Here is a 15,720-nt window from a genome sequence, read left to right as displayed (position 1 = left end):
CCGGCCAGATGGGGTCATTTGTGGCAGACGACGCAGCTAGCGGCTGCTTCGTCGAGGCCGTAGACGTCGTCGATCGTTTCCGAGGTTCTGCCGGATAGAGGATTGATCCGCCGGCCGCGTCGCAACCGCTCCCGACGTTTCTCGTAATCGGACTTGATCTGTTCGACCCGTTCGGGCGAGATCAGATCTGTCAGGCTTTCGCCTTGGCTCCACGTGAACGGCGAGCCGTCTCGCAAGGCGGTCTTTTCATAGTCGACGGCCTCGGCAAAGCGATCGGGATGGTGTTCCGCGAGCCGAACCCATTCGATCTTCTGTTGGTAGAAGCAGAACGTGCAGCCGGACCGGGAACGCCATTGATAGTAGGCCGGCTCACCGACGTCGGACTGCTCAAGTATCTCGATGACGCCGGTCCGATCGACCCCTGCTTCACGAAGCGGAAGATGCACCCGCATGTTGGGGTGTGTGGCTTGATAGCCCTCGCGGCTTGGCTCATCGGCGCGGATGGCGACATAGGAGTGGATGATCGTCCCGCTTTCCAGATCCTTTTGCAGCCAATGCTCCAGCGGCCGCAGCTTCAGTTGTCGCGTGCACCAGCGGGTGCGGGGCGAGGGGAGAAAATTGCCGTACTCGTCCAACCAAAAATCAAAGTCGCGATCGGGGTTAAGCCGCTCGATCGGCCGACCCAAGAAGCCTTCAAGCTTATCCAGGAAGCTATAGACTTCAGGCAATTCCTTTCCGGTGTCCGTGAAGAAATACTCGATCGGCAGCTCTGGACGATGCTGCCGCATGTAAACGGCGAGCGCGGCGCTGTCGCGCCCGCCCGAGAGACCGAGGATATGACGTTCCCCACTCATTGCCTGCCAACCTCATCTTCGCCATCGGCTGCCATCATCGCGACCGCACGCGCCAGTGCAGCAAGCTGCAGTCGTCCACTCTTGTTTTCTGATCTGAGCGAAGCCACCAAGCGATCAGCGATTCCTGCGGCGGCCACCTTTTCGCTTTCGCTCAGTTCGAAGCTGCGCATCAACGGCGGTGTCTTTGGGTCGAGGCCGACGACAAGTGCAAGGGCCTCGGTTTGGGAGCGTCGATCTCGCACGATCGCCAAAGCCTCAAGTTCCCGGAAACGGCGCCCGTATCGCGCAATTTCCGTCAGCGCTTCCTGCCGATCTCTGTCCGACCAATTCCGAGCGGGGCGATGCAACAGAACACTGACCGTGCTCTCGATGTCGCCTTTCCCAAGCTCCATCGCTGCGACGCGATCTGCAAAGGCGTCGAAATTGTAATCGTTGGTCAGCCCTTTCAGCACCGATGCGCGTTCCGCGATCCCCACGAAACTCAGCGCATCGATGCCGAGCGCCTTTGCAAGTGCGAGACGCAACTCCTCGAGAAGTGCCGGATAGCTCGCTTCGGCCGCTTGAAGGGCGTGATAGACGATCTCCGGGGCGAGCTCTTCACCGAGAGCAGCGGGAAGATCGTCAAACAGGAGACGCTCGGGATCATCCGCCTTCATCACAATCCCGCGGATTTTCACGGCCAAAGGATCAAGGTTGGTCGTACGTTTTGCGAATTGTGAGAGCTCTTCAAAACGCTGAAACAGAGCTGCGGCGACAGGCAATGACGTGCCGTGATGGTCGACGCCGAGCAGCTGCGCGAGGCCGCTGAGAAACGCGGTTTCGCGCACGGACCGGTCAATCCGCCTCAAACGGAAGAGACCAGGCTTCTGCAAAAGCTTGTCGACGACGACGTCATCGATTGCTGTTTGATACACTCCGTCGATATAGACCGCGACGCTCTCGCGCTTGGCAAGTATGTAGGCAAGCGCCAATACCGGCATTACACCGGCTTTGATGCCATAGGGCGGCCGAGCCCACTCCGCATAGACAGCATCGAGAGGATTTTCGCCCGCAAGGTCGATTACATCCCACGCAGGGCGGAGCGATGCTCCTTCTTGGCTATCGTCTGGTTCCGAAAAGCCAAACACGCCGGCCTTGATCTCTTTGTGCAGTCCGAACGGTCGAAGCAAGGTAAGATAGAGGCCGAGCTCTGCAGGATACTGGGTCATTCCCAGCTGCTCATGCGCATACGAATTGACCATTGCGTGAGCTAGTTCGCGCAAAGCTGCCATCGAATTTGATGACGGTTTGTCGCGCTGGAGCAACTCGCTTTTGATAATCGGCGCCTTGGCGTAACCGGCGTCAGCCAGCGCGCTTGCAACGACCGTCAACGGCGCGCGGACGGCTTGGCTCGGGTGAGGCGCCAGATACCAGCTTGCGTTCTCAAAAGCCGTTTCGAGCGCGCGATGAAGCTGATCGATGCAGTGGGATTGTCTCGCGGCAATCTCCCGCCTTGCGATCCGGTCGCCCTCCAGCTGCGGATGCTCACGGAAAACGCGTTCGACCGCCAACAACTCCGCAGCCGTTGACCGGAGGGCAAAGCTGTCATTTGCCCCGCCTACGGCAATCACACGCCCCTTAGTCTCTAGCGCCTTAGCCGCCTTATGGGCCAGTTGGTCGACGGATTTCGTCGTCAAAGAACCGTCGCCGAGAAGCAATAGCAAAAGGCCACTGCCATGAACCGGGCGGGCTAGTATGCCGCTCGTCAAAGACTCGATCGTGTCGTTCGGGCCGACGACCTGCAGGGCTATCTCAAAAGTCCTCAGCGCGCCTTTCTGGAAGTAATGCCGTTTAGCCGTGGCAAAGCCCCAACCGACGCGGCGCGGAATGTCCGCGAGCTCAAGTGAATCCGCCGGTTGGATAGCCCTGCCAATGGCTTCCTCAAGATCGAAGTCGCTGCCGGCAAACAGTGCATATCCGCCAAGGCGTGGCTGCCGGATCAGGATAGCCCAATCGACGAGATCCTTGATCGCTCTGCTGATCGCTTTGTTCCCGAAGCCGGGTACCGACGCGTTCAAAAAGTCGTCTGCGAGCACGACGCCAGAACCGTTGCGGAAAAACTCGATGATCGCGGCCGCTTTCGTCAAGGCAACATGCAAACCGGTTCCTTTGACGCCGGCCCGCTCGATTGCTTCGAATGCGAGGCTGAAGCGGTTGCCGTCCACACCCGCCGTAAGGGCCATTCCGAAGTTGGCAGCAAGATAATCCCAGAGCATCGAGGGGTCGTACGTCCCGCCCTTAAGATCGGTCGTCTCCAGAAACTCCTTGAAGCCGGAGGGCTCGGCGGAACTTAAAAAACCGAAGACGCTCCGCTCGTTCTGGGCAAACCGCGCTCTCGAGATCGGTCCGAGCAGAAGCGCGCTCACCGGGTTAAGAGGCCATGTCTGCTCAAGCGCTTCCGCGAGCACATCAACGTCAGTCGGGCGGCGTTTGGCGACCGCTTCAGCAACAACGCGGGCGCCGGACGCATCATAATCTGGGCGCTCAGCGGCTATGGCCCGGCCGAGCAGCGCAACCGTTTCGTCCGCACCCGAAAGAAACGCGATGTCCTGGTAGCGGCCTTGGACCTTACGCCACTCCTGGCGCGCGTCGCGGGCAGCGCGCGCTGTGTATTGGTCGAACGACTGGTGGAGAATGCCAATGACGACCAAGCGGCCGTTGCTGCGCGAGGCATGCTCGGCGAGATCCTGCAGCAGATGGACATCACCGCCCTCGAGTGCCTCGTGCTCAAGAAGTTTGCCGAGTTCGTCGAGGATGAGGAGGGTTCCGCTGGACGCGCCTTCGCCGCCCACTATCAAAGCTTTGATGAGTCGGTCATCGCTTGCTGCGAACTGTGTCGCGGCGTCCGCCGACCAATTGAGCGCATTACGTGCGGCTTCGACGACAGCGTCCCGGAGGCGTGTCCGACTGCCGGTAACGGCGACGACTTTCCAGGGGCCGCTGGTTTCCGGGAACGCCTGATTGAACAGCGTTGAAAGAGGCTCTCCCGCAATATCGCGAGCAATTTTCCGGTTCTTCTTTGCGCCGGCGACGAGGTTCGCAAGTAGCAAAGCAGCGCTCGACTTGCCACCGCCATAAGGGCCGGTCCAAGTGTAGGCGCTTTGATAGTGGTCTCGCTGGCTCTCCCCAAGAGTGCGCAGAGCTTTTGCCACACTTGCCTGTAACACGTATCCGACCAATGGCGGCGTGCCGTTCAAGTCGGCATCGAGCCGGGCCGATCGCGCGAAACGGCGATCAATGGAAACAATACTGGCAAGCTTGCTCATGCTGCGATCTGATGGTCAGGTTTGCGAGGATAGGCGAGAGAAAGAACCGTCGTCGGATCGAACGCGGCCGTGCGTTGAATCTGGCGAAGACCGGCTGTGTCGACCCATTGCCACGCGCCTGCAGTCAGATCGTCAAGCCGCATCAGTCGAGAAATAACGCTGTCTTCGTCGAGTTTGAAAACGCGGCCTGGCGAGCCTGCTCCATAACAAATCTGTTCAGCCGTCAATGTGGTCGCGCCGCCGGATCGTTCCCAGAACTGACCAAGCGCGAACGCGAAAACCGCGTCATGAAGGCCGGGCTTAGGGCCACGAACAAACTCGTACCAGCCCCCAAGCCGAGCTTCCCGGATCAACGCAAGCTCGGCTAACAGAGGCTCTGCCGCGTCTTCATTAAGTGTATCTGCGCGCCGCACATAGCTGCGCAAGAAAACTTCGATATCGCGCTTGAGTGTTCCGCGCGTTGCCCGCCATCGGTTGTTCTCCACCAAGGCCATTAGCTGGTCAAGCAACATCGCCGGATCGAACTCGATCGCGTTGAGCAAATTGAACGCGTAATAAGCAGTTGTCGTCATCGCCGGCGTGCTAGCGATATGCCAATGAGCGAGCCAAATCGTCGATGATTGCTCAAGATACGGGTCGAACCCATCGTCAGAGAGAACGGAGCTACCAAGGTCGGTCGGAGCGATGATGCGATCGACTTCAGCGAAAAAGCCCGAGGCGAGAGCCCAATAGCGCATTGACACGGCCATATTGCGCCCAACGCCAAATCGGGTTATTGCATCTTGTTCCTGGAATGTTCTCGAATCGGCTCCGCCGCCAATTGCATCGAAGGCTTTCTTCAACCATAGCAGTCGAAGCGGGAACGTCTCGTGTCCCGCAAACTGCCCTCTCGAATCGATCTTTATCGTAGCGCGTCCCATGAAGGGGACCTTACTGGTGAACCTCTCCAGTTTCAAGGCGAGACAGCGCGGCGGCATCAACAATGTGGCCGGCAGCGGTTAATATCTCTTCCGAATTCTGGTAGCGATTACAGAGAATCCGAATAACGCCACGAGCGTCCGCTTCAGAAAAACCAATAGATTCAAGAACATGAGAAGTCTTGATTTGTCCTGAGGTGCATGCCGAGGCTGTTGAAAGCGATACGTGGCGGCCGATGCGGGCACAGAGCTCGTCCGCATCGACGCCGAACAACTGGATTGACGCTGTGCCTGGAACCGTTGGCGCATCGCCGCTGACCCGACGAAAGCGAAGCTGCCGTTGTTCGAGCATCTCAAGCAAGCGCTCGATCAACGCCGAGCAATGCTCTTGGTCGGATTCAAGTCGATCTCTCGCGAGCCGAGCTGCCGCACCGAAGCCCGCGACGAGTGCGACCGGCTCAGTTCCCGGCCTCATACCGCTTTGCTGGCCACCACCCAAAGTCAGTGGAAGCGGCTTCGGCGCCGATGCTGCAACATACAATGCCCCTATGCCCATTGGACCATAGCACTTGTGGGCGGAAAGGGTGAGGTAGTCGACTTCAAGCTCAAGGACGTCGACATCGATCTTGCCGGCTGCTTGTGCAGCATCGCTGTGGAAGAACGCGCCGCTCTCATGCGCTAACACAGCAGCTTCCTTTACCGGCTGAATGACACCGGTCTCATTGTTGACCATCATCACTGATGCAAGGAGGAGATCTTGGTCGACGAGTTTTGCAAATTCGGCAAGATCAAGCCGACCGCGACGATCGACGGGAGCAATGCTGACGTCGAACCCTTCGGACTGCAACGCATGAGCAGGCTCCAAGACTGCCTTATGTTCGACTGCCGAAACGAGGACGCGTTTCCGGTTTGGTTCGAATCTGCGAGCCGCGCGCGCCACGCCCAAAATGGCGAGATTGTTAGCTTCTGTGGCGCCCGACGTGAAGGTGATCTCGCTTGCGGTGGCGCCGATCAGGTCGGCAACGGATTTGCGGCCCTCTGCAATCGTGCGTGCGGCAACCTCGCCTGAAACGTTCGGCGAACCCGCATTGCCCGGGTGCGCCCAAACGGCAAGCATCGCGTCGCGAGCTTCAGGCGCAAGCGGTAGAGTGGCAAAACCATCGAGATAGATTGGGTGCTCCATTTCGAAATCTTCCCCACTGGGCTCGCGTTGGATGTTAAAGAGAATCGAACGATGAGGTTTCAGATGTCGAACCATATAGCGAATGAACTACAGCAAGAGAATTCTCATAATCACAGCGCCGCGGAACATATCCGGATAGCTGATATCTATCGAGAGCAGTATGCGCACTTCCGCTCAATGAACGACATCTTGTACAAGATCCCTCCGCTTTTTACCGTCGCGCTAGGAGGCTTGTGGTATTTTGCGGTCTCTCAGCTGAAGACCGATCGAGTTGTGGCAGCGGGCATCTTTTTCTTTTGTGTGATTCTGAGTATTGCGTTCATAAATATCATGGGGAGATTTGGGCGCGCCTTTAACGGATATCTCAATAACCTTAATAAGTTCGACGGTGAATATCGGGTGACCTTGAAGCCGTCCAACTTGCCTTCGACTGTAAAAACAATCCAACTTCTTCTTGGGGTTTCAGCGATCGTTTCGATTATTGGCGTGGGCCACGCGATCAGGACGCAGCCCCTGCATTCGACGCCCGTTGAAGCGTCGGTCGACCAAGCTACTAAGGGCGGCATTTCGCAGATAGGCGTCGAGGAACCGCATCGAAGCCAGTAATGTCCGTACGCGCCGAGAGGATTCGAGGGTTCGACTATCATCAAGAGCAGTGCTCGCAAACCAAATCAGCTCGGCCACGCGAGGGGAGGCCCTTTCAGCAGTGAAAGCCTTAAGCTGCTGTGCGTTTCGGTCGTTCTCGACTAACGCGCAGGTTCCGAAAGTAGCCGTTCGACGAAAGGACACAATCGTTCACTGGATGGCGCTTTGTTAATTACACAAATCACCGCGGTTGACTTAGCCGCCCCCCGCGGCGACTGTCGCCGCCTCAAATCGTTCCAGGAGGATGCGTCCCACACCGGGGGAGCGTATACAGATGCCGATTTCCTGGCGCGGGTTGTCGTCCATCGTGTCAGCCGAAAGCCAGTTCTGGCTAGTTATGACAGCCACGTCATCGTCCCAGGTGAGGAACTTCGCGTGTAGTCGCGGGCGATGAACAGGCCGGATCCGAACGCCGACCTTAGCCGCTTCGGTGGTCAGCCGCGCGATGTCGGTCGCCGTGATTGCGCCGCTGTCCTCGCCGTAGAAAAGACGCACATCCAGATCGCGAGCACGTTTCGAGGCCGCGAACACGGGTGCCAAGATCAGGTTGTTCGCCGCGCCTGCAAACCGGTGGCTGGCGATGACGAGGCTCTTATCGGCAGTGTCCCTCGCCTCTCGAACGAGTTCGGCATGGTCAGATCCCAGGAGAACGCAAACGCTGGCTTTGCCTTCGTGCTGCGAAAGCTGGCTTCGCAGGTTGACGGCGAGAGCGACGAGGTCGCTCGTCAGATTGGTCCAGTGACCGTTGCCGCCCCGCGATAGCTCGGCGACCTGATCGATGACATCGGCGACCAATTGATAGTCGCGCATGCGGACCGAAACTTCGAAGCTCGAGAAGCCGCTGTAAAGCCAGTTGCACGATCCGACCAAGGCGATCACGCGGTCGGGGGTGCCGTCGTCGGCGAGCACGATCTTGGCGTGCGATCCCGTCGAAAACGGGTGGATCGTCAATCCGTCGAGCCCTTCAGCTTCAAGCTCGGCTCGCAGTTGTTGGACAACCTTAGCCGTCGAACGACGCTCGTCAGCATTCTTGTCCTGACCCCAGAGGATGTCGACCTTCACGCCCAAAGCGACGGCTTTGCGGAAATCCGGAAGCAAGGCGGCGAAGCGCTGGGCCGACACGAAGGTTGAGTGGATCAGAAGCCTGTGCCGCGCCCGGCTAATCGCTCCCCTAAGTGCGGTTTCGTGTTCGGCACCGCCAGCAATCAGGTCGTTCGTCGTGAAAGCGACCTTGCGGATTGGCGGCGTGATCTGGGCGCTCTCGGATCCGGCGAGCGACGTCGGCGTGTATGAACGCTGTTGGCCGCCCGCCGACTTGGCCGACATGGCAGCCGCCGCACGCTTGATCTCCTCGATGAGCATCGCAGGGGTGCGGGGGCTCATGCCTTCGGGCTGTCCGTCCCTCACCGGCACGAGCGCCCATCGCTTGGCGAGGCGGTTGCCGTAGGGGTCTATGCCAACGAACTTCTCGTCGGCTTGGAACAGCGCGTCAACGAGCGGTCGCACCTCTTCGATAAGCTGTCTTGCGGGGCGCTCGATGCGCACGATCGGCTCGCCTTGCTCTTCTCTTTTCTCAACGACATGCTCATGGACGAAGGGAAGGTCGCGGCTTCTGAACAGCGTCCCCGTAATCTGGTCGATCACGAACGTCATGTTGCGGCTCAAGCGCCGGGGGGCCGTCGGTAACTGATCGTAATCCTTCACAATGCGGCCTTCCGGTGTGATCTGGAATTGCACGGCAGATGCCGATTGCATCATCTCGACCCAGCCCGCGCGCATGAGACGGATCAGCGCCTCGACGATTACGCGCTCCGGGATGCACGCCCGCTCTTTAAGCGCATGCACGGAGGTTGATCCGCGGTCCAGCTCCCACAGAAGCAATTGCTCCAGAACGGTCCACGGACGGCCTTTGTCAAAGTGAAATTTGCGGCGTCCCTGTAGGACGGGAATGGCGACGCGGATGAGACTCATTTTCCACCGACCAGACGTTCAAAGGGGATGATCACCGCTTTGCCACGCTGCCGCTCGGTCTCCAGCGCCTCCAAGAACCGGCCCAGGAATGCGGCTTCCTGCAGAGCCTCGGTGCCAACGTTCGACGCGATCGTCGAGCGTATGAATTCGAGCGAACCGATGACGTACAGGTTTGACTTTGCCCGGCTGAGGAGGACGTTCATCCGGCGCGGGTCACTGAGAAAGCCGAGCGCCCTGCGAAGCGATGCATGGTGGTTATTGCGGACGAGGGACACGATGACGACGTCGGCCTCGTTTCCCTGAAACGAATCGACCGTGCCACAATAGCGATCGGCATCGATCGCCGGTGACAAGTCGCCTAAAATCGGAAAGCTCGCCCGGTTGTCATCGAACGCCGCCTTGAGTCGGCGCACCTGCTCGCTGTAGGGCGACAGGATCGCCAGGGTCGGCGGCTTTTCCAGGCTTTGGCGAACCTTTAGGAGCGATAGGATCTGCCGAACTGCCTCAACCTCGGCGGGATTGTGCCACCGTGGCCGGCGCTCGGCGTCGCTCGCTTTCATCCCAACGGTCGCTTGGACCCATGGCATGTCGATGAAGATAAGCGGGGCGTTCGGGAGCCGCTTGCTGTCGCTGGAGGATACCGGTGAAGGTGCGCCCGTGATCCGCGCTGCCGCCTCTTCATGCGTCTTGAGCTCGTTGTCATAGAAGCTATGGGACACGACCTCGGCAAGCGCCGGGTGCATCCGATGCTGCAACGTCAGTCGCTGAGCGAGCCGGCGGGCCTTGGGCTTGTTCTTGTGGACCTTGAACTCGTCTTCGATCATCCGCTCGAAGAGCAGGATCTGACCGAGTGCCAAGGCGCAGAGGGCGGGGAAATCACTCTGATCGGTGTCGACCTCGTCCAGAACCTCGTCGGTCGACATATCGCGAAGCGTCCGGCCGATGAATTCGGCGCCGGCTTCGAGAGCCTGCGCAACGGCTTGCGGATTCGCGAGCAGCTGCACGATTCGCTCCGAACCGAAAGGCGCGAGTTGTTTGTGGTCGCCAATCATCAAGCGCCGATAGGACAGCAGGAGAGGGGCAACTAGCTCACCCCCTGTCGCTTTTCCTGCCTCCTCGACCATGACCCAGTCGAATTGGCCGCGCTCGTCGAGAAGGCGCTCCAGCTCGGGCGAGTTGGTGGTTGCAAACAGCAGGTTCGCCCCCCGAACGAGCAACGCCTCCATGGCCTGGCGGCCTTGGGTGACGCTCGATCGTTCTTCTTTGGGTTTGGTGGCCACGCTCGCTTGCAGATCGCCGAGCTGCTTGCGAAGTCGTTGGGGCGCCTCGGCGACGAGCGGACTCGCGGCGAGCTTTGCAATCAGCGACTCGGTTTGGCGGACGACCTCGAAATCGCCGGCGTCATCCTTGTTGTCCTTGGATTGACTGCGCACGATGACGGGCTCGCGGGGATGTCCTTCGAGCGCCTCGGCGAGTTCATCCATGAGATGATTGACCGCAGCGTTACTCTGGGCCGTCAAGAGCAGGCGCGCGGAGCTGTTGTCGGCGAGCGTGTCGAGGACCAGGTCTCTCACCAACCGGGTCTTTCCGACCCCCGGCGGGCCCTGGACTAAAAACAGGGGGATGGTCGATATGATCGCGCCGAGCGCGGAGCGTTTCGATTCGTCGAGCGCTGCGAAACGCTCGTCCGACTTCGCCACTTCATGTGAATCGAGGATCCTCGACCGTGGGTCGTCGAGCATGCGAAGCAGTTCGGAGTGGTCCGCGAGCGCCCTCAGTGCCCTGAGGCGGCGGCGCAGCTGGATGTCGCGGCCCACGAAATCTGCCGGCACGAGCGCCGCGTCGCGGAAGTTGGTCGGCCTTTCGGCGCCGACAAAGATATAGGTCGGCTGCGACGCGCCTTGCTGATCCTTGCGGCTGAACTTCCACGACGTGTCGGAAATTTCGCGGTCGCCGACCTGGCGCGCTTCGGTCAGCACCCAATCCTCAATGCGCGCATCGCCCATCATCACGTCCTCGAACCGCTTGGCCGGCGGCCGGAGCCCGAGCGCGATCGAAAGTGCGTCGCGCTCCGGATCTTGGCGGGGCACCATGGCGACGCAAACTTCCTCGCCGTCCGCGCTCGCAGCCCCATGGGCGTCGACCACCTGCTTTATGTCGACTGGATAGACGTCGGCGGCTGCGTAGAGCGCCTCAAGAAATTGCGTGAGCGCCAACGCCTGGTGAACGCGCTTCGCCCTGTCAGGCTTGGCTTGTTCCTCATCAAGCTCGCGCCGTAATTGCTCCCAGCTTGATAGTTTCCCACGCAGCCTCGGAAATCTTGCGACTGCGTCCCGCTGGTCCATGATCTCGAGCGAGCGAGCCTCAAGCTGTACCTGTCCCAAAATGTTAACCGCGGCTGCTTCGGTGGCCTCTGCCCGCTCGCAATACGCCATCTCCCACGTTCCTGGCACGCCCGGCTTTTGGATGTACTGCGTCAGTGAATAGGTGAGCAGTGTGCCGGCGAGCGTCAATCTGAATGGCTGTGCTTCATTCTTTATCGCGAGTAGAAGCGGCGCGTCGCCGAGATCGGCGCGAACGAATCCAAGCATAGCTTCGACGTCATCGACTTCTACGTCATTACCAGAAGCCTCGCGGATACGTTGCGCAAATGCTCCGGCGAAACGGAAAACTAGATGAAATTTCGCTTCCCGGCCTGCGGCGCTGGCGCCGAGATCACGGAGGATTTCTTGAATTCGCAGACGTACGATTTCGCCGTCGAGCCGATCCAGCCGCTCGATCCGGATGAGCTGTCGCAGAAGCCTGACTTCAGCAGAAGACAGGTGGTCTGCTACATCGGAGGGAATGATGCGAAGGTCAATGACCCGCTTCAGGTCGGCTCCCAATAATCCTGCAGCCAATTCGCCAAATGCTCGCCAGTCCTCGACAAATGATGCCGGCGCGCCGGTCTTTGTGCGTGTCGCGCTCGGTGCGTTCGCTGCGCCTGCAAGCCTCAGCGACCACTCGAAGCCAGTGAGCTGAAAATCAGGTTCGCTTCCGCCAGACGCCAATATCGACCACTGGTCGATATTGCGATGCAGAAGCCCTTGATCGTGGAGTATCTCCAGCGCGAACGCAATCTGCGACAGATTTTGCCAGAGCAGCAGCCGATTGCGGGTGATGCGCGGGTTCTGCAGCCAATGGTTCGCTTGCCGATGCTGGAGAAGCGTTGCCAGCGGTTGGCGTTGGCCGAGATCGAGAACGAGATAGAAGCCCGAATCGTCGAAGCCGGCTTGCAGCAGCGTTGCAATCGACGTCGACGCTCCGGGATATCCCCCTAAACGGTAAAGATGACGCACTTCGTGCTGCCAAAGTTCACGAAGCTCTTCTTGTCCTTCGCCACTCGCACGTGGCCACGCTTTGATGAGAACGTGATTTCCGCTCTCATCGACACCAAGTGTTAGTGAAGGTCGTCCTGATTTTCGATCCGCTCTCTGAAGGTCGCGATCCTCGAGCTTATAAGCTGACAGGAACGTGCCTTTGCGGCGCGATTTGATTGCCATACAATCCCCCCCCCTTCAACTCAAGATAGGCGATGTCTTTTGATGAGAATAGAGAAGAAGCTGCTGAAATAGCTCCTCCAAATGACATTCGCGGCAAGTTCCCACCATTCTTTCGAAGAGTCCTATCGATCAATGCTGGCCATGCAGCCCGATTACCAGTGCCGCTGTCAACTGAGTGACTGCTGTAGATCCAACTGGCACTCGCCTCACTAGGTCCGTTTCTGAAGCTCACCAAATGCAACCTGCCTCTCCGGTCACGGTACCAAATCGGTTGTCCCAGCTAGGCAAGTTCTTGGTTCGCCTACGAATCTGTCACAGAGGGAGTTAGGAAGAGCGGGGTCGCTCGTTCGGATCCGTTCAAGGCGCTCAACCTATTCACGCCGACCGAATCGACTCCGTTTCCAGCTTGGCGAGGTTAGCTAACACCGTATCCATTCCACGGCGCGCCTAAACAAGGCGAGCATGTCGATTTCAGAGCTTAAGCTTAAATCCAGGGATGAGCCGGTGCGCTGGTTCGAGGTGTTCACTGATGGCAAAGGCTGTGGGGATTGCGGCGTCCTGTCGTCAAGATCTGGTATGAGCATGGTCTCGCATCCGATCGGTGGCGCAGCTTCAAACTATCGAACGACAAAGCTTCGCCGAGAAGCTTCACGATGTGGTCAGCCTCTACGTCTTGCCGCCGGCCCATGCGATTGTCCTTTCCGTTGATGGGAAAAGTCAGATCCAGGCGCTGGATCGAACCCAGCCGGGTCTTCCCATGAAGAAGGGCCGTGCCGGCACGATGACTCATGATTACAAGCGCCACGGCAGCACGACACTTTTCGCCGCCCTGAATGTTCTCGACGGCTCCGTCATCGGCGGCAACATGCAGCGGCCCCGGCATCAGGAGTTCATCCGCTTCCTCAACACCATTGAGGCTCAGTTGCCGAAGGATAAGGCGGTTCACGTCATCCTGGACAACTACGCCACACACAAACAGCCCAAAGTCCGGGCCTGGTTGGCGCGGCACCCACGCTGGACCTTCCACTTCGTTCCGACATCCTGTTCCTGGTTGAATGCCGTCGAGGGTCTTCGCAAAACTCACCCGTCGTCGGCTGAAGAACGGTGTCTTTCATTCGGTCGGTGATCTTCAGGCAGCCATCAACCGCTTTATCAAAGAGCACAAAAAGCCGAAGCCATTCATCTGGAAAGCAGACCTGACTTCGCAGCCGTCAGACGTGGGCACCGATTGTTGGAATCAAACCGTTCGCCGCTCCTCCACGTATGACTTCTTCGTTACTTTGACCACGTCCGAGCGTCGCCATTGACGCCGAAGACGGCCCGACAAAATATTTCATAACAACTGTAATATTTCACTTGTCATTTTTCCTTCGCGCCGTAATGTGATTTTACAGTCGCAATTGGGGGAAATGGCTGGATCAGCGATGCCTTTACGCGTCTCTAGGTCCCCTTATCGCTTAAAGCGTCCGTTTTAATATTACAATTGATCTAAAACGTTTGACCCGCCCTCTCTCGCGGGAGGGTGTCTGCACGCTACCTCACCTGACCCAGCTGAAAGTGAGAGGAACGTACAAAATGACCAAACTCGGAAGGCATGCCATCGTGATCGCCACACTATTCGGACTGATATCGGCTGCTCCGGTGTGGGCGGATGACTTGTCGATCGCCGATACCTCACAGGGAGCCTTCAAGGGGATTGCACACGACAGTTACGTGGAGTTCCTCGGCATACCCTATGGTCAACCGCCAGTCGGTGAACTCAGGTGGAAGCCTCCTGTGGAAGCCGTAAAGCACGAGGGCGAATTTTCTGTGACCGAGGTCGCTTCAAAGTGCGTCCAGTTGGAGTTCAAGGCGGTCGTGGGGTCTGAAGATTGCTTGTATCTCAACGTGTTTCGCCCGACGGCGAAGAGCGATACGCTATTGCCCGTGCTGTTCTTCATCCATGGTGGCGGGCTAATGCGGGGATCAGCGGACCAGGCGAACGGAGCAGTGCTCGCCACCGAAAACAATGTGATCCTCGTTTCAATAAACTACCGCCTTAACGGGTTCGGATTCTTTGCTCACAATTCAACGCTCGACGCCTCCGGCGTCCGTTCGGCCAACTATGGTCTGCTTGACCAGCGGCTCGCCATGCAGTGGGTCCGGAAAAACATTAGAGGTTTCGGCGGCGATCCCGATAACGTGACCATCTTCGGGTATTCCTCCGGTGCCATCTCCGTCCTTGCCCACCTAGCTTCGCCGAGCTCGAAGACGCTATTCCATAAGGCAGTTTCACTTAGTGGCGGTTGGTATCCAAAGGGACGAACGCTTACGGAAGCCGAAACCTCTGGTGAGAAGGACGCCGACGCGTGGGGCTGCAAAGGCGATCGGAAAGCGGTCCTAGCATGCCTTCGGTCCCAGCCAATCGAGGCCGTGGTGAAAGCGTCCACACCTCCTGGTGAATACGAGTTTGTCCCTCTCGTAGACGACTACATATTGCCTATGTCCCCGGAGGACGCATTTGAAAGCGGAAACTACAACAAGGTGCCGTTCATCACAGGCGCGACCCAGCACGAATACAGCAGATACATGTATGGCGCCGGCGAGAAGACGAAGGAAAACTTCGCCGAGGACGCGGCGAAATACCTCTCACCATATTCGAAGCCCAGAATCGATGCATCCGCGCTGGCGAAGACCTACGATCTCTCCGCCTACCCAAACCCGACACAGGCTTATGCGGCCACCGCAACCGACTTCATGATCGCATGCCAGCATCTCAAGATGGCCGACGATATGGTCAAATACGACCGCAGGGTCTGGGCTTTCCAGTTCGGTTTCCAGGGTAACCCTCCGCCGCCGTTCGACGTTCCCGCCTGGTACGGCGATATCGGCAACTACCACGGCGTCGATCACGACTACTGGTTTGCGAAGTTCCCTGATTCCTCGTCGCCTGACATCAAGAAGCTATCGGCGGAAATGCGGTCCTACCTCACAAATTTTGCGCGAGCCGGCGATCCCAACGGAGCGGGTCTGCCTGTATGGCCAACACTGGCGGACAAGCCGGAAACAGTGTTGAACTTCGCCAAACCAATTAATCCGGAGTGGAACGTGAAAAGCGAACACCATTGTGACTTCTGGAGCAACTACGAGCTCCAGCTATAGGCTCCAGCGCCGCCTCCAACAGAGGTGGGTAGTACCCCGCCTCTACCTTCAAGTCTCGTAAGACACAATACCGCGCTGTTATATGATAACTTCGCTCGCGTATCGGATTACGAACCGTAGTTGTCATTGCAACTTTGTTTGGTAGGTTCAGATAGGAAGGAC

The 15,720-nt window shown here is 58.4% G+C and carries 8 protein-coding genes and 1 pseudogene; 3 read left to right on the top strand and 6 right to left on the bottom strand.

Annotation, left to right across the window (positions count from 1 at the left end; genetic code table 11):
- Nucleotides 1-14: 14 nt before the first annotated feature.
- The 4 genes from ACTJKM_RS20215 to ACTJKM_RS20200 are packed head-to-tail and all read right to left on the bottom strand — an operon-like array spanning nt 15 to nt 6,259.
- Nucleotides 15-854, bottom strand: coding sequence for a phosphoadenosine phosphosulfate reductase family protein (locus tag ACTJKM_RS20215; protein ID WP_440637080.1), 840 nt, complete (start codon nt 852-854; stop codon nt 15-17).
- Nucleotides 851-4,159 (bottom strand): hypothetical protein, encoded by a 3,309-nt coding sequence (locus ACTJKM_RS20210; RefSeq protein WP_440637079.1) that lies wholly within the window; start codon nt 4,157-4,159, stop codon nt 851-853. The genes ACTJKM_RS20215 and ACTJKM_RS20210 overlap by 4 nt, the downstream gene beginning before the upstream one ends.
- Nucleotides 4,156-5,079, bottom strand: coding sequence for a DUF4007 family protein (locus ACTJKM_RS20205; RefSeq protein ID WP_440637077.1), 924 nt, complete (start codon nt 5,077-5,079; stop codon nt 4,156-4,158). The genes ACTJKM_RS20210 and ACTJKM_RS20205 overlap by 4 nt, the downstream gene beginning before the upstream one ends.
- A gap of 10 nt (nt 5,080-5,089) precedes the next feature.
- Entirely contained in the window at nt 5,090-6,259 is a 1,170-nt protein-coding gene (locus tag ACTJKM_RS20200) for a cysteine desulfurase family protein (RefSeq protein ID WP_440637075.1), read from the bottom strand.
- Nucleotides 6,260-6,322: 63 nt separating this feature from the next.
- Between ACTJKM_RS20200 and ACTJKM_RS20195 the strand changes: the two genes are divergently transcribed.
- The gene (locus ACTJKM_RS20195; protein WP_440637073.1) at nt 6,323-6,865 is read left to right on the top strand and encodes a hypothetical protein; all 543 of its coding nucleotides are present in this window, start codon (nt 6,323-6,325) and stop codon (nt 6,863-6,865) included.
- Nucleotides 6,866-7,099: 234 nt separating this feature from the next.
- On the opposite strand, the gene ACTJKM_RS20190 is transcribed toward ACTJKM_RS20195, so the two are convergent.
- A complete protein-coding gene (locus ACTJKM_RS20190) occupies nt 7,100-8,749 on the bottom strand; it encodes a phospholipase D-like domain-containing protein (protein WP_440660742.1) in 1,650 nt (549 codons plus the stop codon).
- Between the two features lie 122 nt (nt 8,750-8,871).
- On the bottom strand, nt 8,872-12,417 hold the full coding sequence (locus ACTJKM_RS20185; protein WP_440637069.1) for an AAA domain-containing protein: 3,546 nt from the start codon (nt 12,415-12,417) through the stop codon (nt 8,872-8,874).
- Nucleotides 12,418-12,946: 529 nt separating this feature from the next.
- Here ACTJKM_RS20185 and ACTJKM_RS20180 point away from each other — a divergent pair.
- Nucleotides 12,947-13,684: pseudogene (locus ACTJKM_RS20180) on the top strand (IS630 family transposase); the annotation flags it as partial.
- A 308-nt stretch (nt 13,685-13,992) separates the two neighbouring features.
- Nucleotides 13,993-15,558, top strand: coding sequence for a carboxylesterase/lipase family protein (locus ACTJKM_RS20175; RefSeq protein WP_440637067.1), 1,566 nt, complete (start codon nt 13,993-13,995; stop codon nt 15,556-15,558).
- Nucleotides 15,559-15,720 lie beyond the last annotated feature (162 nt).

Source organism: Ensifer sp. 22460 (assembly GCF_052044935.1).
In the GTDB taxonomy this organism is placed as follows: Bacteria; Pseudomonadota; Alphaproteobacteria; order Rhizobiales; family Rhizobiaceae; genus Ensifer.
The sequence above is the reverse complement of the archived record's forward strand: the minus strand, read 5'-3'. Positions and strand labels throughout refer to the sequence as shown.

Bases quoted from the DNA above. Each gene is read 5' to 3' on its own strand.
- ACTJKM_RS20215 (WP_440637080.1), bottom strand. From the start codon at position 854: ATGAGTGGGGAACGTCATATCCTCGGTCTCTCGGGCGGGCGCGACAGC.
- ACTJKM_RS20210 (WP_440637079.1), bottom strand. From the start codon at position 4,159: ATGAGCAAGCTTGCCAGTATTGTTTCCATTGATCGCCGTTTCGCGCGA.
- ACTJKM_RS20205 (WP_440637077.1), bottom strand. From the start codon at position 5,079: ATGGGACGCGCTACGATAAAGATCGATTCGAGAGGGCAGTTTGCGGGA.
- ACTJKM_RS20200 (WP_440637075.1), bottom strand. From the start codon at position 6,259: ATGGAGCACCCAATCTATCTCGATGGTTTTGCCACTCTACCGCTTGCG.
- ACTJKM_RS20195 (WP_440637073.1), top strand. From the start codon at position 6,323: ATGTCGAACCATATAGCGAATGAACTACAGCAAGAGAATTCTCATAAT.
- ACTJKM_RS20185 (WP_440637069.1), bottom strand. From the start codon at position 12,417: ATGGCAATCAAATCGCGCCGCAAAGGCACGTTCCTGTCAGCTTATAAG.
- ACTJKM_RS20175 (WP_440637067.1), top strand. From the start codon at position 13,993: ATGACCAAACTCGGAAGGCATGCCATCGTGATCGCCACACTATTCGGA.